The following is a 24,953-nucleotide window of genomic DNA, read 5'->3' as shown; positions in this document are numbered from 1 at the left end:
GCGGGGACCGACGTGGGGACCGACGTGGGGACCGATGTGGGGACCGACGCGGGGCTGCTCTCCCCGGTCCGGGCCGGCACCCCCGTCGAGGCGGCCGTGGCCGACCGGGCCTGGCTCCAGGCCATGCTCGACGCCGAGGTGGCCCTGGTCCGGGCCCAGGCCCGGCTCGGCACCGTACCCGCCGAGGCGGCCCTGACCATCGCGCGGCTGGCCCGGGCCGACCGGTTCGATGCGCGCGCGCTGTCCCTCGCGGCCCGGGAGACCGCCAACCCGGTCGTCGGCCTGGTCAAGGCACTGACCGGGGTGGTCGCGGCGGAGGACCCGGCGGCCGCCGAGTATGTGCACCGCGGCTCCACCAGCCAGGACGTGTTCGACACGGCGGCGATGCTGGTGGCGCGCCGGGCGCTCGGGCTGATGCTGGACGACCTCGGCCGCGTCGACCGGGCCCTGGCCCGGCTCGCCGCCCGGTACCGGGACACCCCGATCGCCGGACGCACCCTGGCGTTGCAGGCGGTGCCGACCACGTTCGGGCTGAAGGCGGCGGGCTGGCGCCAGGGGGTGCGGGACGCCGTCGACCGGCTGCGGGCCGTGCGTGAGGGGGGCCTTCCGGTCTCGCTCGGCGGGGCCGCGGGCACGCTCGCCGGATATCTGGAGTACGCGCGCCTCGACGCCCCGCGGGCCGCCGACGAGGAGTACCACGTCCGCCTCGCGGAGGCGTTCGCCGAGGAGACCGGGCTCGCGCGGCCCCGCCTCCCCTGGCACGCGCTGCGCACACCGCTCGCCGACCTCGCGTCGGCCCTGGCCTTCGCGGCCGGGGCCCTCGGGAAGCTGGCGGTGGACGTGCAGACGCTGTCCCGTACCGAGATCGCCGAGGTCGCGGAGCCGGCCGCGGTGGGCCGGGGTGCCTCGTCGGCCATGCCCCACAAGCACAATCCGGTGCTCGCGACCCTGGTGCGCAGCGCCGCCCTACAGGTCCCCGTGCTGGCGACCGGGCTGCTCCAGTGCCTGCCGGCCGAGGACGAGCGCTCGGCGGGCGGCTGGCACGCGGAGTGGCTGCTGCTGCGCGAGTGTCTGCGGCTCACCGGCGGAGCGGCCCATACGGCGGTGGAGCTGGCCGAGGGGCTCCGGGTGGATCCCGAACGCATGGCTCGCAACCTGGAATTGACGGGCAGTCAGATCGTGTCGGAGCGCCTCGCGGCCCGCCTCGCCCCGGTGCTCGGCAAGGCGGCCGCCAAGGAACTGCTGACCCGGGCGTCCGAGCAGGCATCGGCGCGACGCAGGCCCCTGCACGAGGTCCTGCCCGAGCTGCCCGAACTGGCCGGACTCTCCGGGCCGTCCGGTTCCGAGGGGCTCTGGGACCCGGCGGAGCTGCGGGCCCTGTGCGACCCGGCGGCCTACACCGGCGCGAGTGCGCGGCTCGTGGACGGCGCGCTGCGCGAGTGAGGCCCGGCGGGTCCGGCTCAGACGGGCCGGACCCGCAGCCGCGCACCGCCGACGCGGGCCAGGCGGGCGTGCCACCAGGCGGCCCGGTCGGGATCGGTGAGCCGGTGGCGGTCGAGGAGCTCGGGCGCGGGCTCGGGCACCGCACCCGGTACCGCCAGGAAGCCGTCGACGGGCCGCAGGGCCGCGCCGGCCGGTACGAGATCGCCGTCCAGCAGGCTCAACGTGCCGAGCCCGCAGGCGAATTCGAGCTCCGGAAGCGCGGCGGCCAGGGCGACCTGGGCGGACAGTCCGACACTGGTCTCCAGGGCCGACGACACCACACAAGGCAGCCCCGAGGCCTCGGCGACCTCCAGGGCCCGGCGCACCCCGCCGAGGGGCGTGCACTTGAGCACCGCGATGTCGGCGGCCCCGGCGACCGCCACCTTCAGCGGGTCGCCGGCCCGCCGGATCGACTCGTCGGCGGCGACACGCACCTCGACCCGTCGGCGTACGGCGGCCAACTCCTCGATGGTGGCGCAGGGTTGCTCGACGTACTCCAGACCGCCGGCGGCCCGGTCGAGCAGCCGGATACGGGTGACCGCGGTGTCCACGTCCCACCGGCCGTTGACGTCGATACGGACCCTGCCGCCCGGGCCCAGTGCGGCGCGGACCGCCTCGACCCGGGCCAGGTCCTCCGCCAGGGCGTCCGGGTGGTCGGCCACCTTGACCTTGGCCGTGCCGCAGCCGGAGCGCGCCACCAAGTCGTGGGCGCGCTCGGGGCCGACGGCCGGCACGGTGGCGTTGACCGGTATCCGGTCCCGCACCGGCGCGGGGCGGTCCGCGCCGATCTGCTCAAGGGCGGTGGCGAGCCAGGCCGCCGCCTCCGGGTCGCCGTACTCCGGGAACGGGCAGAACTCGCCCCAGCCGTGCGGCCCTCGCAGCACCATGCCCTCGCGCACGGTGATGCCCCGGAAGGCGGTGCGCATCGGGATCGCGTAGACGTGGGCCTCGACGGCCTCGATGGATCCGTGCCGGTCGTTCATGCGGGGGTCACGGCTCCTTCTCGGGCGGTCGGCGGGTCGGTGCGCCCGTAGAGCGTGCGGTGGGCGAGCACCTCGGCGATGTTCTCCTCGGCCCACACCCTGAGCGACTTGACGATCGGGATCAGGCTCGCGCCGAGTTCGGTGATGTAGTAGTCGACCCTGAGGGGCTTCTCCCCGTGGTCCACGCGCAGCAGCAGGCCGTCGCGTTCGAGCCCGCGCAGCGTCTCGGTCAGCACCTTCTTGCTGACGTCGGGCATGGCCCGGCGCAACTCCCCGTACCGCATGGGTGACTGGGACTGGAGCAGGTGGAGCAGGACGGGTGTCCACTTGGTGGTCAGGATCTCAAGGACCCAGCGCGCCGGGCAGTCGTCCGGGGGGCAGTCGTCCACGACGTCCGGGCGCTCCCCACGGTGCGGGAACGCCCGTCGCCGAGCGTGCTGCTCGTACGCGGAGATGGTCGTCGCCATTCGGCCTCCCTGGTCCGTTCTCTGGTGTGGTGCTAGGCGATCCGCCGCAGCGGGGCCGCGGACGCCTCGTACTGTTCGCGCAGCCGGCTCCTGCGGAGCTTGCCGATCCCGGTCTTCGGGACGTCGCGCGGGTCCACCGGGACGATCCGGGTGGCGTTCAGGCCGAGCCGCTCCTTGACGCGGCGGCGGATCAGCGCCTCGGCCTCGGCGGCACCGACGGCGCCGCGCCGGTGGAAGAAGACGGCCAGCTCCTCGCGCCCGTCGACGGCCACCGGGCCGGCCACCGTGTACGAGGGGGTGACGAAGTCCAGCTCCTCCACCACGGCCTCGATCTCGTGGCTGTGACACGTCACGCCGCCGCACTCGATGAGGTCGTCGGCCCGCCCGGTGACGGTGAGCCGGCCCGCCTCGACGAAGGCGCGGTCGCCGGTGCGGAACCAGCCGTCCGCGGTGAACGACCGCAGGTTCTGCACCGGGTTGTCGTGATAGCCGCGGGTCACGGTGGCGCCGGACACCTCCAGGTGGCCCGGTGTGCCCTGCGGTACGAGGTTGCCGTCGTCGTCCACACAGCGCACCGCCGTCCCCGGCTGCGGTGCGCCGACGGGCACGTACCGCTCGTCGTCGGCGGCCGGCTCGAAGCGCATGTCGATGACGCCGGACGAGGTCTCCGACATGCCCCAGCCGGGATACATGACGCCGGATCCGAGCCCGAAGGGCCGCAGCAGGTCGAGGAAGGCGCGCACCACCGTGGCACGCACCGCCTCACCGCCGTTCATGACGTAGCGCAGCGCGCTCAGGTCCAGGGACCGGCCGCGCAGCCGGGCCGCCTGGTCGGTGAGCAGCTGGAAGGCGGAGTTGGGGGCCCAGGTGGTGCAGATCCGGTGCCGGTCGGCGACCGTCAGCCAGCGCAGCGGGTCCTGGAGCACGTACGACCGCGGGGCGTGCACCTGGTAGGCGCCCAGACAGACGTCCCTGAGGTGGAAGAGCACCAGGCCGCCGACGTGGTCCAGCGGCATCCAGTTGAACGAACGGGTGTGCGCGGAAAGGCCGTTGGCCCGCGCGGTGGCGGCGCTGCGGGTCAGCAGGTTGCGGTGGGTGAGGGGGACGGCCTTGGGCGTGCCGGTCGAACCGGAGGTGAGCAGCAGGGCCGCCGGATCGTCCGGCCCGGCCCGGTGCCACGACCGGTCGGGCAGGTGCGAGAGCAGTCGCCGGGTGTCCCCGGCGAGGGCGCCGGGCCAGCCGGGGTCGGAGCGGGTCGCCGCGGCGACCGGCTGTCCGGCGCCGAGTACGGTGCGGGGTCTGCCGTAGCGGGTCCACACCCGGTGCAGCTGCTCGGCGCCGGACGCGGGACCGGCGCCGGGTCCTGCCGCGGCCCCGGGTTCTCCCGCGGCCACCGGCATCGGCACGAAGCCGCCGAGCACACAGCCCCAGAAGGCGGCGATCAGCTCGGGCTCGGACCGGATCTGGAGCAGCACGGTCTCCCCCGGTGCCGTCCCCGCCGCGCGCAGTCCGCCGAGGATCCGGGAGGCCGCGTCGAGCAGTCCGGCATAGCTCATCCGGGTCTCGGCGCCGTCCGCGTCCAGGAAGCAGAGCCCTTCGGGGTTGCCGTGCCGGGCCGCCGACAGGAGCGCCGAGCCGAGGTCGGCATGGGCCGGGCGCGGTGCGGGGCCGCCGTCGAGGAACGAGAGGTCCGTCCTGTTCGTCAGGTGGTTCATCCGGTGGCCTTCTCCCTGCGGAACTCCCGGGGGGTGACGCCGTAGCGGTCCCGGAAGAGCCGGCTGAAGTGTGAGGCGCCGTAGAGGCCGGCGCGCTCCCCGATCAGTGCGACCGGCAGGTGCTCCAGGCGCGGGTCGGACAGTTCGCAGCGGCAGCGGGCGAGCCGCTCGTCGCGGATCCAGCGGGCCGGACTCGTGCCGTGCTCGCGGAACATCTTCTGGAGGTAGCGCAGCGAGACGTTGTACCGCTTGGCCACCAGGGACGGGGTCAGCTCGGGGTCGGCGAGCCGTTCGCGGACGTAGGCCTGGATGTGGAGCATCAGGGACTGCCGGGCGGCGTCCGGCTCCGCGACGGCCGACCGCATGCGTTCGGCGAAGAGCGCGGCCGCGAGGCCCACGATGCTGCCGCCGAACAGGTCGAAGGCGGTCTCGATCTCGTCGCCGTGCCGCTGGAATCCGCCCAGGAGCGTGGACGTGAACGCGGCGATGCCCTGCTCACCGCACCACGGCCGGGCGGTGAGGCGGGCGGCGTCGGCGGGCGTCAGGCCCATCGAGCGGTGGGTCACCACCGCCTCGACGAGCCGGAAGGGCTGCGGCATCACCAGTTTGAAGGGGCGGGAGCTGTCGAGGCAGATCAGCTCGGGGGAGCGGACCGTGGCGTGTCTGCCGTCCTGCCACAGCAGGGCCTCGCCGGCCAGCGGGCGGATCACCCGCAGGACCCCGGGGCAGCCGGGGTCGATCAGCCGGGCGGGGCGCACGAGTTCGGCCGGACCGCCGGCCACCAGGCGCACGCTGATCTCGCCGAACCGGCGGCAGCGGGTGGTGTCCCGCAGTTCCTCGTCGTGACTTCGGACGATCTGCACCGTGCCACAGCCGTCGGGAGCCCCGCCGACGCTGACCGACTCGGTGCTGTGGGATCTCGACTGGCTCAGGACCAGCATCTTCTTGCCCTCCCCGACAATGTCCGACTGACATCAGTGACGTCATGACGTCAAGGACAGAGAAACAGTCTCTGTTTCCTTTTTTCCAGTGGGATCGGAAGCTTCGATCGACGGCACGGGGGGTCGCCGAGGCGCCAACGCGCTGGTCCGGCGGGCAAATTGGAGAGAAGCGCTGCGCATTTCGCGCATTCCGGGTGGGCCGACTGCTTTAGTGTCCGGTTTCTTCCGATTCAGAAAAGAGGCACATGAGTATGGTTTCCGGGCCCCGGCTCCGCGTCGATCTGTCCACGTTGCCCCGCTACGTTCCGGGAAGGGCGGCCGTGGGAGACCCCGAGTACAAGCTGTCCTCCAACGAACTGCCCTATGAGCCGCTGCCGTCGGTGCGGGAGGCGGTGCGTGCGGAGCTCGGGCAGTTCCACCGCTACCCCGACCCCGGCAGCACCGAGCTGGTCGCCGCGCTCGCGGCGCGCCTCGGGGTGCCCGGCGAGCACATCGTGCCGGGGACCGGCTCGGTGGCCGTCACCCACCACCTGGTCCGCGCGGCCGCGGGCGAGGGCGACGAAGTCCTCTTCGCCTGGCGCTCGTTCGAGGCCTACCCGCTCATCACCTGGGCGGCGGGCGCCACGCCCGTACAGGTCCCGCTCGCCGCGGAGGGCCACGACCTCGACGCGATGGCCGCCGCCGTCACCGGCCGCACCCGGCTGATCTTCGTGTGCAACCCCAACAACCCCACCGGCACCCCCGTGCGCCGGGCGGAACTGGACCGGTTCCTCGACCGGGTTCCGCGCGACGTGCTCGTCGTCCTGGACGAGGCGTACCGGGAGTTCGTCCGCGACCCCGAGGTGCCCGACGGCATCGAGGTCCATCTGCGCCGCCCCAATGTGGCCGTGCTGCGCACCTTCTCCAAGGCCTACGGCCTGGCCCGGCTCCGGGTCGGCTACGCCGTGGCGCACCCGCCCGTCGCCGCCGCGCTGCGCGCCTGCGCCGTGCCCTTCGGGGTCAGCGGCCCGGCCCAGACGGCCGCCCTCGCCTCCCTTCATGCCGGGTCCGAGCTCGACGAGCGGGTCGAGCGGATCGTGCGCGAACGCGAGCGGGTCGGCGCCGAGTTGCGGTCGCAGGGCTGGCAACCGCCGCACAGCGAGGCCAACTTCGTGTGGCTGCGCCTGGGGCGGCGCACGGCCGCCTTCACCGCGGCGTGCGAGGAGGCGGGGCTGATGGTGCGCCCCTACCCGGACGACGGCGTACGGATCACGATCGGTACGCCCGCGGCCAACGACCGCTTCCTGAAGGCGGCCCGCGCCTGGCAGCACTGACGGGCCGGCCCGCTGCCGGGCGCGCGCTAGCCGAAGAGCCGGGCGAACTCCTCGTGGAAGGCGGGGAACGTCTTGCTCACACAGGCCGGGTCGTCGAAGGTGAGGCCGGCGGCGCGCAGCCCCAGCACCGAGAACGCCATGGCGATCCGGTGGTCGCGGTGGCAGAGGACCCGGGCCGGCTCCGGGGTGCCCGGGTGCACGGTGATCCGGTCGGGTCCCTCGGCCACCGTGATGCCGAGGGCGCGCAGATTGCCCGCCACCGCCGCGATCCGGTCCGACTCCTTCAGCCGGGCGTGCCCGATGCCCGTGATGGTGATCGGGGCGTCCGCGAGGGGCACGATGGCGGCCAGGGTCATGAAGGTGTCGGAGATGTCCCCCATGTCGACGGTGAACCCGCCCCGCAGCCGGCCCGGGCCGCTCACCTCGGCGCCGGCCGCGGTCATCCGGACCCGCGCACCGGTGCGCGCCAGCACCTCCAGGAACCGCAGATCGCCCTGGAGGCTGCCCACGCCGAGCCCCGGCACGAGCACGGTGGTGCCGGTGACCGCGGCCGCGGCGAAGAAGTACGAGGCGGTCGAGGCGTCCGGCTCGATGGCCAGGTCGGCCGCCAGGTATCCGTCCGGCCGCACCCGGAACGTGCCGTCGCGCCGCTCGACGTCCGCGCCGAAGCGCCGCATCAGCGCCAGGGTCATGTCGATGTAGGGGCCGCTGACCAGATCGTGGGCGTGGATGGTCAGGGTCTCGCGGGCCAGGGGCGCCGACAGCAGCAGACCGGTCAGGTACTGGCTGCTGCTGGAGGAGTCGAGGTGCACGTCCCCGCCGTCGAGCCCGCGCCCGCGCACCATCAGGGGCAGCCCGCCGCCCGGGCCCGGCACCACCGCCACCCCCAGCCGCCGCAGCGCGTCGGCCAGCGGGTGCAGCGGCCGGGCGCGCAGCTGGGCCGAGCCGTCGAACAGGACGTCCCCCTGCCCGGCCGCCGCGAACACCGGCAGGAAACGCGCGGCCGTGCCCGCGTCCTCGCACCACACAGTGGTGGTGCGACGGGGCGCCCCGCCCAGGCCCGTCACCCACCAGTCGCCGTCCGCCTCGCGCACCGGGGCGCCGAGCGCCTCGACGCCCTGCCGGAAGGCCACCGTGTCGTCACTGACCAGGGGGGCCCGCAGCCGGGTCGTGCCGCGGGCGGCCGCGGCGAGCAGCAGTGCCCGGTTGGTGATGCTCTTGGATCCGGGGATCCGGGCCACGCCGGCGGCCAGGGTCGCGGTGGTCACGCCGCCTCCTGGAGCACGCGCCGGGTCATGAGGGTCTCGTCGACCTGCCGGGACATCTGCTCCCAGGACTCCACGAACGCGGCCAGCGCCTCGTGGGCCAGACGGTCCGTCAGCGCGTCGAAGTCGATGCCGAAGCAGGGCAGCGCGCCGAGCACCCGGCGCGCGTCGTCGTACGTACCGGCGATGCGGCTGCGCCCGTCGGCCCGGCCGTGGTCGGCGACGGCCCGCAGGGTGGCCGGCGGGACGGTGTTGACGGTGGCCGGCGCGGCCAGCTCGTCGACGTACCGGGTGTCCTCGTACGTCGGGTCCTTGACCCCGGTGGAGGCCCACAGCAGGCGCTGCGGGCGGGCGCCGAGCGCGGCCAGCCGGCGCCAGCGCGGGCCGGCCACGACCTCCTCCCAACGCGCGTACGCCAGACGGGCGTTGGCCACCGCGGCCCGGCCCCGCAGAGCCCGGGGCTCGTCGCCGCCGGCCCGGTCGAGCTCCCGGTCGACCGCGGTGTCGACCCGGCTCACGAAGAACGAGGCGACCGAGGCGATCCGGCTCAGGTCGTGGCCCGCCCGGTGGGCCTGTTCCAGGCCGAGCAGGAAGGCCTCGGCGACCTGCGCGTACCGCTCCCGCGAGAAGATGAGCGTGGCGTTGACGTTGATGCCCTCGGCCAGCGCTCCCGTGACGGCCCGCAGGCCCTCGGGGGTGGCCGGGATCTTCACCATCAGATTGGGGCGGTCCACCTCGGACCGCAGGAGCCGGGCCTCGGCGAGGGTGGCGCCGGCGTCGTGGGCATGGGCCGGATCCACCTCCAGGGAGACATGGCCGTCCTCGCCCCCGGTCTCCCGGTGCACGCGCTCCAGCAGGTCGGCGGCGCGCCGCACGTCGTACGTGGCGAGCTCGCGCAGCGCGTCCCGGGCCGAAGCGCCCTTGCGGGCCAGCACATTGAGGTGCGGGGCGTACGCCTCGGCCCCGCTCGCCAGGGCCTGGGCGAGGATGGTCGGGTTCGAGGTGATGCCCAGGACGCCGTGCCCGTCGACCAGTTCGGCGAGGCTCCCGTCGTGCAGGCTCGCCCGGCCGAGGTGATCGAGCCAGAGGGAGACGCCGGCCCGGCGGAGGCGTTCGATCGGTGCGTGGGTCATCGGGCGCTCCTGCGGGCACGGTCCAGACTGGAGCGGGCGGCGGCCGCCACCCGCTGGGGAGTGATGCCGAACCTGCGGTACAGGCTCTCGTACGGAGCGCCGGCGCCGAACTGCTCGATGCTGACGGCCTGTCCGGCGCCACCGAGCAGCGCGTACCAGCCGAGCGCGCTGCCGGCCTCCACCGAGACCCGGGCACCCACATGGGGCGGCAGCACGGCGTCGCGGTACTCCTGGTCCTGGTCGGCGAACCATTCGAGGCAGGGCATCGACACCACGCGGGTGGCGATCCGCTCGTCCTCCAGGACGCGGCGCGCCTCCAGGGCGATGGCGACCTCGCTGCCGGTGGCGATCAGGAGGACCTCGGGCTCGCCGCCGGACGCCTCGGCCAGCACGTAGCCGCCGCGGGCGGCGAGGTCGGCCGGGGCGAGGCCGCCGTGCGGGCCGCGGTCGAGGACCGGAACGTCCTGCCGGGTCAGCGCCAGGCCCACCGGCCGGTCGGCGCGCTCCAGCAGGGCGCGCCAGACGGCGACGGTCTCGCCCGCGTCGGCGGGGCGGACCACGTCGAGACCCGGGATGGCGCGCAGCGCCCACAGGTGCTCGACGGGCTGATGGGTGGGGCCGTCCTCGCCGAGTCCGATGGAGTCGTGCGTCCATACGAACGTGACGGGCAGGCGCATGAGCGCCGCGAGCCGCACCGCGGGCCGCATGTAGTCGGAGAAGACCAGGAACGTGCCGCCGTAGGGACGCGTGCCGCCGTGCAGGGCGATGCCGTTGAGGATCGCGCCCATGGCGTGCTCGCGGATGCCGAAGTGCAGGGTGCGGCCGTAGCGGTGGCCCGGGAAGGCGGCGGTGGCGTGCTCGTCGGGCAGGAAGGAGGGCTCACCGCGCATGGTGGTGTTGTTGGACCCGGCCAAGTCGGCCGATCCGCCCCACAGTTCGGGCAGTACGGAGGCGAGCGCCGAGAGGACCTCGCCCGAGGCGCGCCGGGTGGCCACCTGCTCGCCGGGCTCGAACCGGGGCAGCGCCCGGTGCCAGTCCGGGGGCAGCTTCCGCTGCGAGATGCGGGCGTGTTCGGCCGCGCGGGCGGGCTGTGCCGTCTGCCAGGCCTCGAACTCCCGCTGCCAGCGCGCCCGCAGCCGTGCTCCCCGCTCGGTCGCCCGGCGCGTGTGCGCGAGCACCTCGTCCGGCACCTGGAACGTGCGGTCCGGGTCGAGGCCGAGGAGCGCCTTGGTGGCCGCCGCCTCGGCCGCGCCCAGCCGCGCACCGTGGACGGCGCCCGTGTTCTGCTTGCCCGGCGAGGGCCAGCCGATCACCGTGCGCAGGGCCACGAGCGAGGGCCGGTCGGACCGGTCGCGCGCCTCGGCCATGGCCCGGTGCAGTGCCTCCACGTCCTCGGCGTAGGCGCCCGTCACCGTCCAGTCCACCCGCCGCACGTGCCAGCCGTAGGCGCGGTAGCGGGCGAGAACGTCCTCCGAGCTCGCGACCGCCCTGTCGTCCTCGATCGAGATGCGGTTGTCGTCCCACAGCACCACCAGGTTGCCGAGGCGCTGGTGGCCCGCCAGCGAGCTGGCCTCGTGGCTGATGCCCTCCTCCAGGTCCCCGTCCGAGGCGAAGACCCACACGGTGTGGTCGAAGGGGGACGTGCCCGGTTCGGCGTCCGGGTCGAACAGGCCCCGCTCGCGCCGCGCGGCCATCGCCATGCCGACCGCGTTGGCGAGCCCCTGGCCGAGCGGACCCGTGGTGGTCTCCACCCCGGGAGTGTGTCCGTACTCGGGGTGCGCCGGCGTCAGGCTGCCCTCGGTGCGCAGCGCCTTGAGGTCGTCGAGGGCGAGCGGATAGCCGGACAGATAGAGCTGGGTGTAGAGGGTCAGGCTCGCGTGCCCGCAGGACAGGACGAACCGGTCACGCCCCTCCCAGGTGGGATCGGCCGGGTCGTGCCGCAGCAGTTTCTGGAAGAGCAGATGGGCGGCGGGGGCCAGGCTGATCGCCGTCCCGGGGTGGCCGTGGCCCGCCGCCTCCACCGCGTCGATGGCCAGGCCCTTGGCGACGTCGACCGCACGCCGGTCGGCGTGCGTCCACTCCGGGATCTCGAAGGGATCCGGCGCGGTCAGTTGAGCGGTCATGGTTCCTCTCTCGGCTGAGCAGTGCTGAGCAGTGGCGGGAGTCGGCGTCAGGCGACGCGGGTGGTGGGGCCGGCGGCCGGACGAGGCGTGCCGCGTGCGGGGGTGAGCAGCACCGCGGCGTGGGCGACCGAGTCGAGCGTGGTGTGCCGGTGCCAGTCGCCGTACGAGGCCGGGTGGCCGTGCGCCGCACCGGCCGGGGCGGGCAGCGGCGGTTCTGGTTCCGGCAGCCGCACCAGGCGCAGGAGGTGCGCGGTGGAATGGCCGGTCAGGTTGGTCAGCCAGTACCCGCCCCGGGCCGGGTGGTGCGGGTCCTGCTCGGCCAGGAGCACCGTCCTGGCCTTGCGCGTCCCGGGGACGGGCAGGGTGCGGCAGTCGAGCCGGACGAACGCGCGCCCCGCCGGGCTGCCGTCGCGGCGGGCGAGCGAGAGCACCGAGCCGCCCCGGTCCGCCGCCTCGGCGGCGGCCTGCCGGGCGGTGACGAAACCGTCGGAGACGGGTCCGTCCGCCACGGGCCGGCCGGGGTTGACGAACTGGGAGCCGGAGACGCGCAGCACGTAGGGCAGCCCGCCCGCGCGCAGCGCCTTGAGCACGCCGGGCACGTGGGCGCGGCGGGCGTCCAGGAGCAGCGGGACGAGCCCGGGGGGCCGCAGGCCCACGGCCATGTCGATGCCCTGGGTCACGCTGCCGCCCGAGGGGGCGTCGTCGGGGACGCCCGCCCGCTGCCGGGGCCCGGGTTCGAGCCAGCGGGGCGTCAGCATCAGGCGCCGGTCCACGGGGACGCTGCCCCGCGCGGTCACCAGCCACAGGCCGACGACCCGCCGGCCGGCCATCCGGCGGCCGGTGCGCGGATCGGTGAACTCCTCGGCGCCGACGTCCCGTACGTCGGCGCACGGCACGACGACCGCGCGCGCGGCGAGGGCGAGGGGACGGGCCTCCCCGTACACGGCGTCGGCGAGGGCGCGGCGCACGGGCATCCAGTCCCAGTCGTGCCGGGCGGGCTCGGGCTCCCGGCCCGCTGCGCGCTCCGCGATGTGGCGCAGCGCGTCCCGGCGGGCCCGCGGGGGCAGGCCCTCAAGGACCCGCTCGGCGAGCGGACGCGGGAGCGGGCCGCGCCGCGGGGGCCGGGCGGGGCGCAACGGGGTCGCGCGGGCGCCGATCACCGCCGGCCCGCCTTCGCGAACGCCGCTTCCGGCGGCGCCCCGTCGGGGACGAGCCCGACGCGCGGCACCGACTCGCCCAGCGGGAGCGGGAGTTGACCGCCGGTGTGGCCGGCGTCGAGGACGAGGCCGTGGGGCCGGTGGTGGCGCGGCGTGACCGGCCGGACGGGCCCTGGTGCGGTGCTCATCGGACGACCAAGTGGGAGAGGTAGGCGGCGTGGTTGCGCGCCGTCTCGGCGAGGCTGTCGCCGCCGAACTTCTCCAGCGCCGCCTCGGCGAGGACCAGCGCGGTCATGGCCTCGGCGACCACCCCGGCCGCGGGCACCGCGCACACGTCGGAGCGCTGGTGGTGGGCGGCGGCCGGCGCGCCGGTGGCCAGGTCCACGGTGGCCAGGGCGTGCGGCACGGTGGCGATCGGCTTCATCGCGGCCCGCACCCGCAGCAGTTCCCCGGTGGTGATGCCGCCCTCTACTCCGCCCGCGTGCCCGGTGCGCCGGCGCAGTCCGCCCTCGCCGGGCAGGATCTCGTCGTGGGCCGCCGAGCCCGGCACCCGGGCCAGCCCGAACCCCGCGCCGAACTCCACGCCCTTGATGGCCTGGATGCCCATGAGGGCTCCGGCGAGCCGGGAGTCGAGGCGCCGGTCCCAGTGCACATGGCTGCCGAGGCCCGGCGGCAGACCGTACGCCAGCACCTCCACCACCCCGCCGAGCGTGTCGCCGTCGGCGTGGGCCCGCTCGATGCGCTCCACCATGGCGGCCGAGCCGGCCGGGTCGAAGCAGCGCACGGGGTCGGCGTCCAGGCACTGCACGTCGTCCGGCCCGGGCAGCGCGGTGCCGGCGCCGGCGACGCCGCCCAACTCCACGACGTGGCTGACGAGTTCGATGCCGTAGGCCTGCGCGAGGAAGGCGCGGGCGACCTCGCCCAGGGCGACCCGGGCGGCGGTCTCCCGGGCACTGGCCCGCTCCAGGACCGGCCGGGCGTCGGTGAAGCCGTACTTCTGCATGCCGGCCAGATCGGCGTGGCCGGGGCGCGGCCGGGTCAGCGGCGCGTTGCGGGCCAGGCCCGCGAGCGTCGCCCCGTCGACCGGGTCGGCGGCCATCACCGTCTGCCACTTGGGCCACTCGGTGTTGCCCACCTGGACGGCCACGGGGCCGCCCTGGGTGCGGCCGTGCCGCACTCCGCCGAGGAAGCTCACCTCGTCGCGCTCGAACTTCATGCGGGCCCCGCGGCCGTGCCCGAGGCGGCGCCGGGCAAGGGCGTCCGCCACCCGCTCGGTGGTGATCTCCACCCCGGCGGGCAGTCCTTCGAGGACGGCGGTCAGGGCCGGTCCGTGCGATTCACCGGCGGTGAGCCATCGCAGCGTGGTCAATGCGTTTCCTTCGTCAGGGGCCGTACGGCCGGTGGCGGTCAGGCCGCGGTCGCGGCGGTTTCCGGATCGGGGGCGGGGACCGGTGCGGTCGACCGGTCACCCAGGACGGCGGGTACGCGCTGGACGTTCCAGCCGTCCGCCCGGAGCCGCTGGGCCAGGTGCGTGGCGGACGTGGCCGTGACGGCCAGCTCGACCAGACCGCTCGGCGAGCCGGGCGAGTGGTCGATGCTCATGTCCTCGATGTTCACGCCGAGTTCGGAGGTGGCGGCGAGGAGCCGGGCGAGCTCGCCCGGCTGGTCACCGATCAGCACCCGCACCGGGGCGCAGACGGGCAGGACGTCGCTGTGCTTGCCCGGGAGGCCGGCCCGGCCCTCGACGCCCCGGGCCAGCAGCCCGGACACCAGCCGGTCGCCGAGCGCGCGGTCGGCCGGGTCGGCCGAGGTCAGGGCGCGCAGCGCGACGACCGTGGTGGACAGGTCGTCGGCCAGCTCGGCGAGCACGTCGGCGACGGCCGCCGCGTTCGCCGCCAGGATGTCGGTCCACAGCCGGGGGTCCCCGCCCGCGATGCGGACGACGTCCCGCAGGCCCTGCCCGGCGAGACGGGAGGCGTCGTCCTCGATGCCGATCAGCCGGGCCGCCATCAGCGCGGCCACCACGTGCGGGGCGTGCGAGACCACCGCAACGGCCCGGTCGTGCGCGGGGGCCTCCATCAGGACGGGGGTCGCCCCGCACAGGGCGACCAGCTCCAGCGCGCGATTGAGCGTCTCCCGGTTCGTGGCCGGGCAGGGCGTGAGCACCCAGGGCCGGTCCTCGAAGAGGGTGGCGCAGGCGGCCAGCGGCCCGGAGCGCTCCCGGCCCGCCATCGGATGGCCGCCGATGAACCGGGCCGGATCGGCCCCGCAGGCGACGACCTCGGCCTGCGGGCCCGCCTGGACGCTGGAGACGTCGGTGTAGCTGCGGGCCAGCCCGCAGGCCTGCTTGTCCGCGAGCACCCTGCCGACGCGCCCGGGGGGCACGGCGAGGACGGCCAGGTCGACCGTCCCGTCCGGCATCCGGCACACACCCGCGCCCAGCGACTCCGCGGTGCGGGCCGCGGACTCGTCGGCGTCCAGCAGGTGCACCCGGACGCCCCGGCGGGTGAGGGCGAGCGCGACGGACGTGCCGATGAGCCCGGTACCGACCACGGCGGCGGTACGGATCACGCGGCTGCCCCGGCCGCCAGCGGCGCCAGGTCACGGCGCAGCGCCGCGGCACCGCCGAGGTAGACGTGCCGGATCTCGGACTTCGCGCGCACCGTGTCCACGTGCAGCAGGAGCCGTACGGTCCGGGGCAGCGCGCCCTGGATGTCGAGTTCCTGGGCGCACATCAACGGGACGTCGGACAGGCCGAGTTCGCGTACCGCGACCGCGGGGAACCCGCACCGCAGGTCCGGGGTCGAGGTGAAGATGACGCTGATCAGGCTCTCCCGGTCCAGGCCGTTCGCGTCGAGTACCTCCTGGAACAGCTCCTTCACCGCGTCCAGAAGCAGCATCTTGTCGTCCCGCTCCAGCTGGATCGCGCCGCGCACCGCTCGTACCGCCACTGTGCTCTCCTCCTTGCTGTTGTCGCCGCTCGTTCGCTGGGTGGGTCAGGCCGCGGCCGGGACGGCCGGTTCGAGCAGCTCGTCGAGCGGCAGGTTCCGCTCGCGGTACAACTCCGCCACCTGGAAGGCGAGGTCGAGCGACTGGAGGCGGTTCAGACGGGGGTCGCAGGCCGTCTCGTAGCGCCGGTGCAGATGGTCGACGAGGATCGCGTCGCCGCCGCCCACGCACTCCGTGACGTTGTCGCCGGTCAGCTCGATGTGGATGCCGCCGGGGTGGGTGGCGAGCGAGCGGTGCACCTCGAAGAAGCCCTTGACCTCGTCCAGGACGTCGTCGAAGCGGCGCGTCTTGTGGCCGGACGTCGCCTCGAAGGTGTTGCCGTGCATCGGGTCGCAGATCCAGGCCACCGTGGCGCCCGCGTCGGTGACGGCCTCCACCAGGCCGGGCAGTACGTCACGGACCTTGTCCCGGCCCATGCGCGTGATGAAGGTCAGCCGGCCCGGCTCGTTGTTCGGGTTGAGCCGCTCGACCAGGGCCAGGGCCTCCTGCGCGGTGGTGCTCGGACCCAGCTTCACCCCGACCGGGTTGCGGACCGAGGCGGCGAACTCGACGTGTGCGCCGTCCAGTTGACGGGTGCGCTCACCGATCCAGATCATGTGGCCCGAGGTGTCGTACGGCAGCCCGGTGCGCTCGTCGGTGCGGGTCAGGGCCGCTTCGTAGTCCAGGAGCAGCGCCTCGTGGCTGGAGAAGACGTCGGCGGAGTGGAACTCGGCCGGGTCGGCGCCGCACGCGGCGAGGAAGGCCAGCGCGTTGTCGATCTCCTTGGCGATGCTCTCGTAGCGCTCGCCGACGGGGGACTTGGCGACGAAGTCCTGGTTCCACTCGTGCACCTGGCGCAGGTCCGCGTAGCCGCCGGTGGTGAAGGCGCGGATCAGGTTCAGGGTCGCGGCGGAGGCGTGGTACATCCGCTTCAGCCGCTCCGGGTCCGGGGTGCGTGCCGCCCGGGTGAAGTCGAGTGCGTTGACGGCGTCCCCGCGGTAGACGGGCAGTTCGACGCCGTCGCGCACCTCGACCGGCTTGGAGCGCGGCTTGGAGTACTGGCCGGCGATCCGGCCGATCTTGACCACGGGGACCGAGGTCGCGTACGTCAGGACGGCCGACATCTGCAACAGGGTCTTGACCTTGTCGCGCACCTGCTCGGCGGAGACGCCGTCGAAGGTCTCGGCGCAGTCGCCGCCCTGGAGGACGAAGGCCTCGCCCCGGGCCACGGCGGCGAGCCGCCCGCGCAGCTGGTCGCACTCGCCGGCGAAGACCAGCGGGGGGAAGGCGGTGAGCTCGTCGGTGACGGACCGCAGTGCCTGCCGGTCCGGCCAGTCGGGCTGCTGGGCGGCCGGCAGCCGCCGCCAGGTGTCCGGTTCCGTGACGGTCTGGGCAAGGTTCATGGTGGGCTGTGCCTCCATCTGTGTCGGCGTCGGCGGGCGTACGGGACGGGGTTCGGGGGAGGGCTACTCCTCCAGCAGATCCGGCTGTTCACGGACGATCTCGTCCCACAGCAGCTGGAAGCTGAACCAGCCCAGCTGCTCGTCGCCGAACCCGTCCCCGGCGGCCAGGGCCTGCTCGTGGGTGAAGGTCTGGGGGGTGCCGGCGGCCTGGGCGAGCAGCTGGACCTGGGCGCAGCTGTCGTAGGTGAAGAACCAGTGGACGGCCTCGTCGAGGGTGCCCCCGACGGTGATCAGGCCGTGGTGGCGCAGCAGGATCGCCCGGTTGTCCCCGAGCTTCACGGCGATGTCCCGGCCTTGCTCCACGGTGGTGGAGGGGCCCTCGTAGTCGCCGTACAGGACCTGCTTGCCGTAGAACGCGGCGGATTCCTGGTCGATCGGCTCCAGGAGCCGGCCGAGCGCGCCGAGGGCCCGGGAGTGCGCGGTGTGACCGTGGGCCGCGGCCTCCGCGTGGGGGTTCAGCTCGTGGATGGCGGAGTGGATGACGAACGCGCTGGGATTGACCCGGTGCGTGCCGTGCACCACGTGTCCGGCGGAGTCCACGCAGATCAGGTCGGCGACCCGGACGTGCTTGAAGGAGACGCCGAAGGGGTTGACCCAGAAGCGGTCGGCGAACTCCGGGTCGCGCACGGATATATGGCCGGAAATCCCCTCACCGAAGCCGTACTTGCCGAACAGGCGCAGCGCGGCGGCCAGGCGCTGTTTGCGGTGGCGCCGGGCGTCTTCGTAGGTGGCGAACTCCGGCTCCCCGGGGATGGGCAGACCGGTGTGGGTGTCGGCCAGGAACTCGGGCCGGGGTGCGGCGACGGCGGTCGTGGGCGTCATGGGATACGGCCTTCCTGCCCCGTGCGGGCATGGCTCGGAGGGTGGATGCGGTCCGGGGTCAGGCGGCGAGGGCCTGGCGGTCGGCGCGGGCCGCCTCGACGGTGGCGGCGTGCTCCCGGACCGCGGCGACGATGTCGACGCTGCGGTCGACCAGGGAGGGGATGCCGAAGGTGAAGAAGAGCGAACCGGCGGCGATGTTGCCGAGGCCGTACAGCCGCGGGTCGGGGCGGTCGTTGACGGTGAGCCGGCTGGTGGCGCGCGCCAGGTGCAGACCGCCGTGCGGGTGCCGGCTGGCGGCCCGGGCCCGGATCAGGGAGGTGGCCAGCGGCAGGGCGCTGGTGGGGATGCGTCCCTCGGAGGCGTTGACCGCGCTGATCACCTTGTCGGCGTGGAACTCCGTGCCGTCGGCGGCGATCACGTCGAAGCCCGCCCCCTCGGCGGCGGCTATGTCCTGGAGACCGGAGAGCATCCGCAGCTGGCCGTTGTCGACGAGTTCGAGCAGCACGCTCGCACTGGCCGGCGGCATCGGGCAGCACAGGCTCATGATGGTGCGGTAGTGGGCGCGCAGGATCTGCACCTTCTCCTGTTCGCGCAGCGTGGGCCACACGTCGGGGCCGGTCTCCGGCACCGCCCGCTGGAGGATGCGCAGACCCAGGTGCGGCGAGTCGACGTCGTCGATGTGGCGGCGCAGCCGGTCGACCGGGTCCTCCAGGTCCACCCGGAGCATCTCGCCGACGACGGCGTCGAGATCGGCGCCCGCGTCGCGGAACTCGGCGCGCAGCACGCCGGCGATGTCCTCGATGGCCAGCTCGCCCCGGTCCTCGGCCAGGGCCTTCATCCGGTCCGGCGTCAGATGCCGCAGCTCGAACGAGACGGGCCGCTGGCGCACTCCCGGCAGCACGCCGCGCCGCGACAGCAGGCTGATGGGGCCGCGGTGCCCCCGGGCCGCCAGGGTGAGCACGATGTCGACGGAGGTCAGGCCGCTGCCGATGACGGCGACGTGGTCGTTCTCCCCGACGCTCTCCAGGGTCGCGGACAGCGGGTAGGGGTCGCCCACGAATCCGGGGGTGCCGGAGAGCCCGTAGACGTCCTTGGGGCTGTCGCCGCCGACCGCGAGCACCACGTAGTCGAAGGCGCGCGCCCGGCCGTGCCCGGTGCGCAGCAGCACCTGGTGGGGCTGTCGGCTCGCCGTGGTCACGGCCTCGCCGATGATGTCCACCTTCCAGCCCTTGCGCCGCAGTTCACCCAGCGCGGTGTAGGCGGACTGCTCCAGGTAGTCGCCGTAGACGGGCCGCGGCGCGAACCGGGCGCCGGAGTGCCGGTCGATGCCCTGCTTGACGCCGACGACCCGGTCCCGGGTCTCCAGCCAGCGCTCGAAGTGCCCGGGGTCGTGGGCGCGCACCGACATGTCGTCCGGTGTCGCGTTGACCTTGAGCGTCTCGGTGTCGACCTGGTAGGCACGGCCGCGCCACAGGTGCGGCGAGGGTTCGAAGACGGTGAGCGTGCCCGGCTCGACCTCGGCCTGGGCGAGGGCGTCGATCAGGCAGACGGCGGAGGCGCCGCCGCCGACGACACCGAGCGAGAATCCACGGGGCATGTGTTCAGTCACCTATCACTGTGCGCAAGGCGTGGGACGGCGGGCCGGCTGGGGCCGGCCGCCTCGTGCGCCTTCCTTGTCTGCTGCGGGACGGGTAAGCGGTCAGCGCTGCGGCTCGAAGCGGTGGAAGCCGCCCTGGAGGAAGATCAGCGGAGCCGGGGAGTCGTGGACGCCGAGGCCGAGCACCTCGCCGATGACCATCACGTGGTCGCCGACGACCAGGTGGTCCCGGTAACGGCACTCCATCCAGCCCGAGGCCCCGAACAGCAGGGCGCCCGTGAGGTGGCCGGCCTCGGACGGCAGGGTCCGCAGCGCCGCCTCGCGCTCCTGCCGGGGGCGGGCGAAACGCCGGGCGGTGTGCTCGGAGTCGGCGTCCAGGATGGAGATCCCCCACTGCTGAGTCCCCATCAGCTTGGCCAGGAAGCCCGAGTCGCTGCGGAAGCTCAGGGAGATCAGGGGAGGGGTGAGGGAGACCGAGGTCAGGGAGTTGACGGTGATCGCGTCGTGCACCCGGTCGCCGTCGCACTCCTCGTAGGTGCTGACGACACAGACCCCCGTGGCGAAGTGACGCATCACGTCACGCAGGTCGCTCGACGCTTCGGCGGCACTGGCCTCGTGGTCCACTGCTGGGACGTGACCCATGGTTGGTCCTCTCCGGGACGGGAAGGTGCGGCAGGGACTGCGCGGTCCGCCCGGGAGAACAGCGGTGCTGCCCGGCGGACGACGGTCTTCGCTGGAACCGGCTGTCCCACCGAGGGGAACGGTTCGATGACCAACACCTTAGGAAGCCCCACGCGTCGCGAGTTGCTGTGCAGCGCACGGCGACTAGCTCAAATACGCGCCCTCGTCGCAGAGTTGGGCGGCCGGCCCGCGCCGGGGCCGGCCGCCGGGGGCGTTCAGACGCGCTGGGGGCGGTGCCGGTGGCGCAGGGTCCGGGAGGCGTAGGCGCTCCGCACGTCCTGGTGCGCCTCCTCCAGGAGCCGGATGACGCGGCGGGCGTGCGGCAGCAGCCGCTCACCCGCGGGGGTCAGCGCGATCCGGCGTCCGCCGCGGTCGAAGAGCGGCACGCCGAAGGACGCTTCCAGGCTGCGGATCTGCGCGGTGATGCTCGACTGCGCATAGTTGAGGTTCTTCGCGGCCCGGGTGAAGCTCAGTTCGTCCGCCACCTCGCAGAATGCGCGCAAGTGCTGCAACTGCACGGCCATCCTCTTCGGGTCGATGGTTCCTGTCTCGCGGATGGCTTGCCGGACGACGCTGTCCCCACCCCGATGCCCTGGCCAAAAACATACCAGCGATCCGGTTATTGGACGACTGGGTTGCGCCCGCCGTACGGGCGCCCGGACCGGGCTCGCCGTACGAGGAAGCCCGCGGCCCCCGCTCCGGCGGGAGCGAGGACCGCGGGCACCGGTACCGCGTTCAGTCGGACATGGCCACCGGGGACATCAGATCCCGCGCGATCTGAGGCAGCGCGCGGTCGATCAGCGCACTCGCGCGCACCTCGCCGTCGGCGGTGCGGGGGATGGCGTCCACGGCCACGACGTGTCCGAACAGCCAGGGCAGGCAGCGCTCGCAGGCCGCGAGGACGGCACGGCGTCCGCTCGCCTCCTGCTCGCCGGCGACCGGGATGAAGGCCACCACCACCGTCTCGCCCAGGTCGGGCAGGCGGGTGTGGACGACGGCGCAGTCGCGCACGCAGGGCAGTTCGAGCAGTTCCCGCTCCAGCGCGGCGAACCCCTCGTCGAAACCGGTCTGTTCGTCCGCTTCGAACCGGTCGTGGGCGTACAGCTCGTCGAGGGCGGTGCTCATGAGGACATCTCCTGGTGCATGGACTGTTCCAACTGGAGGTTCAGGGCGATGATCGGGACGACCGAGTCGAGGAGCTCGGTCTCCCTGATCCGGCCCGTCGGGCTGTACGGGATGTCGTCGACGGCCAGGACGTGGGTCGCCAGGGACGGCAGCCGGCGGGCGCAGGTGGCGGTCAGGGCCTTCACCCCGGTCGCCTCGCGGCCCACCGCGACCGCGACGAACGGCACCACCAGGCTGTCCCCGAGCTCGGGGTGGTTGACCCGCATCACCGCGGTGTCGCGCAGGCACGGCAGGTTGAGCAGGTCGGCCTCCAGGCGCAGCAGCGCCGCGTCCACCGCCGTGTCCCGCTCCAGCAGCGGCGCCCCGCCGGCCCGGCCGGTCACCACCAGACGGCTCTGCTCGTCCAGGTGCCCGAGTTCGTCGGTGACGAGGAAGCGCTGTTCACCCTGGCCGACGTCGAGGGCGAGGAAGCGCCGCGGACCGTCGTCGTCCAGGTAGCCGTCCATCACCCGGGGCCCGGCCACGGCCACGCGCCCGGTGACGCCGGGGGCGGCGGCGTCGTCGTCCTCGGTCAGGACGACGACGGTGTTGCCCAGCGTGGGACGTGCCGAGCGCATCGGCACGACCAGCGACTCCTCCGGGGTCATGATGCCGGTCAGGCCGGTCTCCGGGGAGCAGTGCGCCAGGTGGAGCGCTGGGCCCAGGCGCTCCCAGGCGGCGTTCACCACCCAACGGCCCACGTGCCGGCCGGGCGTGACCAGGCAGCGCAGCCGTCCGGTGTCGGCGAGGCCCGCCGAATCCGGGTGGGCGAGCAGCTCGGACAGCGTCGTGGGGGCGATGACGCCGGTGGTCGCCCGGGCCGTGCGCAAGGTGGCCGCCAGGGCGGCCGGGTCCTGTTCGGCGCCGATGACGACGCGGGCGCCCAGCACCAGCATCGCCCGGGTCAGGTCCTGCGCGGTCTGCTGCCACAGCGGCGCCGCGACCAGGTGGACATCGGTGGAGTCGAAGCCGAACTCGTCGACCAGGTCGATCAGTTGACGCTGCTCTCCGGGGGTGCGCCGGACCGCGACCCGCGTGTGGCCGTGGTCCGGCGCCACGGCGAAGGACTCGTAGGGCCGGGCCGCGGGCAGCTCGGCGGGCGGCGGGGTGCCGAGCAGATCGGGGAGGCCGACCAGGCACGGCCCGGTGCGCTGGCCCGGGGTGCGCTCGGTCACCGGGCCGTCGAGCAGGATGTGCAGGGCCTGGGAGCCGGCCGGCCACAGGCACCGGTCGAGGACCGGGCGGTGGGCGCCGCTGGTGAACACCAGCGAGGGTTCGAGCCGGTCCAGGACGTGGGTGAGCCGATCGGTGTCCGCGGCCGGGTCGAGACCCGTGCAGGAGACCCCGAGGGTGGCGCAGGCGGCCATCACGACCACCAGCTCCCAGCCCCCGTCCGCCAGGAAGACCGCGCGGACGGGCCCCTGCCGCGGGATCCGCCCGGCGAGCCCGGCCGCCACCCGCTCCACGGCCTCGGCGAACTCCTGCCAGGTGAGCCGCTTCTCCCCGTCGGTGAGCGCGACTCCCCCGGGGCAGCCGGCGGCGTGCCGGCGGATGTCATCAAGGTTGATCATGTGGCTACTCCATGGTCGGTGCACCCGCGTTGTCGGCCGAGACGCTGTTCCCGATCGATCCCGGGAGGCGTCCGTCACCCGCAGAGGTCCTGTCGATAAAACAATCTCCAGCGTTGGTTTCCAACCGGTATCGGAAACTGCGATCCCTGAACCCACCGGACGGCGGCCCGGGGCGGACGCGCGTGCACACTGCCGACAGGCCCTCCACGCGACCACCCGTGGGTGTCCCGACCGAAGAACGGTGTCCGCCTTGAACTCCCCGCCCCCTGCTCCCCTCCCCGCCCCCCACCCCCGCTGCGCGGTCCTCGGATCCCCCGTCGCGCACTCGCTCTCACCGGTGCTGCACCGGGCCGCGTACGACGCGCTCGGCCTCGACTGGCGCTATACGGCGATCGACTGCCGAGCCGAGCAACTACCGCGCCTGGTCGGGGAGTTAGACGACTCCTGGGTCGGTCTTTCGCTGACCATGCCGCTCAAGTACGCGGCGCTCGACCTCGCCGAGGCGGTCTCCGAGCAGGCGGCCGTCACCGGCGCCGTCAACACGCTCGTCCGCGCGAACGGCCTTTGGGAGGGCGCCAACACGGACGTCGCCGGACTCGTCGCCGCGCTGGAACACCTCGCGCCCCCGCGGGTGGACGGCGCGCTGCTGCTCGGCGCGGGGGCCACCTCGTGCTCCGCCCTGGCGGCGCTGTACGCGCTCGGTGCGCGGAACGTGGACGCGGCGGTGCGCGAACCGGCCCGCGCCGCCCGGCTGCGCGAGGTGGCGGCCCGCCTCGGCCTGGACCTGCGCGTGCACGCCCTGGACCGGGCCGGACGGCTCGCCGCGGGCGCCGCCCTCACGGTCTCCACCCTCCCCCCGGGCGCGGCCGACGCGCTCGCCCGCGACCTCGCCCGCCCGGGCGCCGCGCTGCTCGACGTGGTCTACGGCGTGGCGCCGACGCCGCTGGTGGCCGCCGTGACCGCGCGGGGCGGCCGGGCCGTGGACGGACTGCCGATGCTGATCGGTCAGGCGGCCGTGCAGGTCGCGATGATGACCGGCCGCACCGAGCGGGTGACCGGAGCCATGCGACGGGCCGCCGCCGCGGAACGCGCCCGACGTGCAGGTGTCGGCCTCGCCAACTCCCCTGTCGTAAAAGGGAGTTCAACGGTGGGCGGCGCGAGGTGAGCGCCTTGCGCCCGTCGTGCCGACCGGCCGGCTCGGATCACTTCCGGGACCGGGGGACGGACGCCCGGCGCGGCGGCCGGCTCGGCGCCGCCGGCTCGGCGTTCCCCGCGTCCGCGTTCCCCGCGTCGGCGTTGCCCGGGTCGGTGGGCGGCGGGTCGGTGGGCGGCGGGTTCTCCAGGACCTCCCGGTGCACATCGCGACCGCGATCCGGTGACAGGTCGAGCGACAGCAGCAGAGGCGGCGCCACGACGGACGGGATGATGTGCCGAAGGAGCCAGCTCACCTTCTCGGTGAGGTCCGAGTAACCGACCGCCTGGGACATCGACTGCACGCCCGCGAAGCAGCCGACGAAGGTGGCGGCGGTCTCCGAGGTGACCACATGGGGGAGCAGCTCGCCCCGCGCCCGGGCCTCGTCCAGGAGGTCGAGGGCGACCTCGCTCCACCGGATGAACGGGCCCCCGCGGTCCAGCTCCTGGGCCTTGCGGTCCATCGAGAGCCGCACGGCGCCGCGCACGAGCGGGTCCGTCATGATGCGGTGGGCGTGCAGCATCGCCACGTCGACCAGCTCCTGGACCTTGTACGCCCGTCGCGGCACCTTCAGGGTGTAGTCCTGCTCCGACAGCACTCCCAGGGCCAGGTCCTCCTTGGACTGGAAGTGGAAGTAGAGCGCTCCCTTGGTCACGCCCGCGGTGGCGAAGATCTCGGAAATGGTGGCGGCTTCGAACCCCCGCTTCTCGAAGACCGACGCAGCGGCTTCCAGGATGACCCTGCGCGTGCGGATGGCGCGGTCCTGCACTGCCATGCCTCCTCCTGTTGAAAATTGGATCTTGAATCCTGCGACGACTGTGTGCATCATTCTAAAAAAACCAGTGCGCCTGTATTTTTTCGTGGCGGGGAGCCGCACGGGCGCATAAGGACTTGGG

The 24,953-nt window shown here is 74.1% G+C and carries 23 protein-coding genes; 3 read left to right on the top strand and 20 right to left on the bottom strand.

What is annotated here, in order from left to right:
* Window positions 1-12 precede the first annotated feature (12 nt).
* Window positions 13-1,443 (top strand): 3-carboxy-cis,cis-muconate cycloisomerase, encoded by a 1,431-nt coding sequence (pcaB, locus tag ACFYNP_RS02590; protein ID WP_388413868.1) that lies wholly within the window; start codon window positions 13-15, stop codon window positions 1,441-1,443.
* 17 nt (window positions 1,444-1,460) lie between these two features.
* Here the strand turns inward: pcaB and ACFYNP_RS02585 are convergent, their stop codons facing one another.
* The 4 genes from ACFYNP_RS02585 to ACFYNP_RS02570 are packed head-to-tail and all read right to left on the bottom strand — an operon-like array spanning window position 1,461 to window position 5,588.
* Window positions 1,461-2,465: an o-succinylbenzoate synthase gene (locus ACFYNP_RS02585; RefSeq protein ID WP_388781909.1), complete on the bottom strand. Its 1,005-nt coding sequence runs from the start codon at window positions 2,463-2,465 to the stop codon at window positions 1,461-1,463.
* Window positions 2,462-2,932, bottom strand: a complete 471-nt coding sequence (locus ACFYNP_RS02580; RefSeq protein WP_388413862.1) for a winged helix-turn-helix transcriptional regulator — start codon at window positions 2,930-2,932, stop codon at window positions 2,462-2,464. Before ACFYNP_RS02580 ends, ACFYNP_RS02585 begins: the two co-directional genes overlap by 4 nt.
* 32 nt (window positions 2,933-2,964) lie before the next feature.
* Window positions 2,965-4,647 carry an AMP-binding protein gene (locus ACFYNP_RS02575; protein WP_388781906.1) on the bottom strand — a complete coding sequence of 561 codons (1,683 nt, stop codon included), beginning with the start codon at window positions 4,645-4,647 and terminating at the stop codon, window positions 2,965-2,967.
* A complete protein-coding gene (locus ACFYNP_RS02570) occupies window positions 4,644-5,588 on the bottom strand; it encodes a helix-turn-helix domain-containing protein (protein WP_388781903.1) in 945 nt (314 codons plus the stop codon). Before ACFYNP_RS02570 ends, ACFYNP_RS02575 begins: the two co-directional genes overlap by 4 nt.
* 251 nt (window positions 5,589-5,839) lie before the next feature.
* On the opposite strand from ACFYNP_RS02570, the gene hisC reads away from it, so the two are divergent.
* A complete protein-coding gene (hisC, locus tag ACFYNP_RS02565) occupies window positions 5,840-6,901 on the top strand; it encodes a histidinol-phosphate transaminase (protein ID WP_388782233.1) in 1,062 nt (353 codons plus the stop codon).
* Window positions 6,902-6,927: 26 nt separating this feature from the next.
* On the opposite strand, the gene aroA is transcribed toward hisC, so the two are convergent.
* The 15 genes from aroA to ACFYNP_RS02490 form a co-directional block, all read right to left on the bottom strand.
* Window positions 6,928-8,169 (bottom strand): 3-phosphoshikimate 1-carboxyvinyltransferase, encoded by a 1,242-nt coding sequence (gene aroA / locus ACFYNP_RS02560; protein ID WP_388781900.1) that lies wholly within the window; start codon window positions 8,167-8,169, stop codon window positions 6,928-6,930.
* Entirely contained in the window at window positions 8,166-9,299 is a 1,134-nt protein-coding gene (gene tal / locus ACFYNP_RS02555; RefSeq protein ID WP_388413849.1) for a transaldolase, read from the bottom strand. Before tal ends, aroA begins: the two co-directional genes overlap by 4 nt.
* Window positions 9,296-11,422 carry a transketolase gene (tkt, locus tag ACFYNP_RS02550; protein ID WP_388781897.1) on the bottom strand — a complete coding sequence of 709 codons (2,127 nt, stop codon included), beginning with the start codon at window positions 11,420-11,422 and terminating at the stop codon, window positions 9,296-9,298. Before tkt ends, tal begins: the two co-directional genes overlap by 4 nt.
* 47 nt (window positions 11,423-11,469) lie before the next feature.
* Window positions 11,470-12,582: a transposase gene (locus ACFYNP_RS02545; RefSeq protein WP_388781894.1), complete on the bottom strand. Its 1,113-nt coding sequence runs from the start codon at window positions 12,580-12,582 to the stop codon at window positions 11,470-11,472.
* A complete protein-coding gene (locus ACFYNP_RS02540) occupies window positions 12,579-12,767 on the bottom strand; it encodes a hypothetical protein (protein WP_388781891.1) in 189 nt (62 codons plus the stop codon). The genes ACFYNP_RS02545 and ACFYNP_RS02540 overlap by 4 nt, the downstream gene beginning before the upstream one ends.
* Window positions 12,764-13,948: a chorismate synthase gene (gene aroC / locus ACFYNP_RS02535; protein ID WP_388781888.1), complete on the bottom strand. Its 1,185-nt coding sequence runs from the start codon at window positions 13,946-13,948 to the stop codon at window positions 12,764-12,766. Before aroC ends, ACFYNP_RS02540 begins: the two co-directional genes overlap by 4 nt.
* A 38-nt stretch (window positions 13,949-13,986) precedes the next feature.
* Window positions 13,987-15,147: a prephenate dehydrogenase gene (locus ACFYNP_RS02530; RefSeq protein WP_388782230.1), complete on the bottom strand. Its 1,161-nt coding sequence runs from the start codon at window positions 15,145-15,147 to the stop codon at window positions 13,987-13,989.
* The gene (gene aroH, locus ACFYNP_RS02525; protein ID WP_100575548.1) at window positions 15,147-15,530 is read right to left on the bottom strand and encodes a chorismate mutase; all 384 of its coding nucleotides are present in this window, start codon (window positions 15,528-15,530) and stop codon (window positions 15,147-15,149) included. Before aroH ends, ACFYNP_RS02530 begins: the two co-directional genes overlap by 1 nt.
* A 45-nt stretch (window positions 15,531-15,575) precedes the next feature.
* A complete protein-coding gene (locus ACFYNP_RS02520) occupies window positions 15,576-16,970 on the bottom strand; it encodes a class II 3-deoxy-7-phosphoheptulonate synthase (protein WP_388413834.1) in 1,395 nt (464 codons plus the stop codon).
* 63 nt (window positions 16,971-17,033) lie between these two features.
* Entirely contained in the window at window positions 17,034-17,852 is an 819-nt protein-coding gene (locus ACFYNP_RS02515; protein WP_388781885.1) for a class II aldolase/adducin family protein, read from the bottom strand.
* A gap of 58 nt (window positions 17,853-17,910) precedes the next feature.
* A complete protein-coding gene (locus tag ACFYNP_RS02510) occupies window positions 17,911-19,449 on the bottom strand; it encodes an FAD/NAD(P)-binding protein (protein WP_388781882.1) in 1,539 nt (512 codons plus the stop codon).
* A 102-nt stretch (window positions 19,450-19,551) separates the two neighbouring features.
* Window positions 19,552-20,091, bottom strand: coding sequence for a flavin reductase family protein (locus ACFYNP_RS02505; RefSeq protein WP_388413825.1), 540 nt, complete (start codon window positions 20,089-20,091; stop codon window positions 19,552-19,554).
* 254 nt (window positions 20,092-20,345) lie between these two features.
* Complete coding sequence (locus ACFYNP_RS02500; RefSeq protein WP_388413822.1) at window positions 20,346-20,648, bottom strand: LysR family transcriptional regulator; 303 nt, start codon at window positions 20,646-20,648, stop codon at window positions 20,346-20,348.
* A 217-nt stretch (window positions 20,649-20,865) separates the two neighbouring features.
* Window positions 20,866-21,255, bottom strand: coding sequence for a hypothetical protein (locus ACFYNP_RS02495; RefSeq protein ID WP_388781879.1), 390 nt, complete (start codon window positions 21,253-21,255; stop codon window positions 20,866-20,868).
* Window positions 21,252-22,865 (bottom strand): AMP-binding protein, encoded by a 1,614-nt coding sequence (locus ACFYNP_RS02490; RefSeq protein ID WP_388781876.1) that lies wholly within the window; start codon window positions 22,863-22,865, stop codon window positions 21,252-21,254. Before ACFYNP_RS02490 ends, ACFYNP_RS02495 begins: the two co-directional genes overlap by 4 nt.
* Window positions 22,866-23,115: 250 nt before the next feature.
* Here ACFYNP_RS02490 and ACFYNP_RS02485 point away from each other — a divergent pair, with 250 nt between their 5' ends.
* Window positions 23,116-24,030, top strand: a complete 915-nt coding sequence (locus ACFYNP_RS02485; RefSeq protein ID WP_388781873.1) for a shikimate dehydrogenase — start codon at window positions 23,116-23,118, stop codon at window positions 24,028-24,030.
* Between the two features lie 37 nt (window positions 24,031-24,067).
* On the opposite strand, the gene ACFYNP_RS02480 is transcribed toward ACFYNP_RS02485, so the two are convergent.
* The gene (locus ACFYNP_RS02480) at window positions 24,068-24,832 is read right to left on the bottom strand and encodes a ScbR family autoregulator-binding transcription factor (RefSeq protein WP_388781870.1); all 765 of its coding nucleotides are present in this window, start codon (window positions 24,830-24,832) and stop codon (window positions 24,068-24,070) included.
* Window positions 24,833-24,953: the final 121 nt, after the last annotated feature.

The sequence above is a fragment of the Streptomyces sp. NPDC006691 genome (assembly GCF_042869955.1).
Lineage (GTDB): Bacteria > Actinomycetota > Actinomycetes > Streptomycetales > Streptomycetaceae > Streptomyces.
The sequence above is the reverse complement of the archived record's forward strand: the minus strand, read 5'-3'. Positions and strand labels throughout refer to the sequence as shown.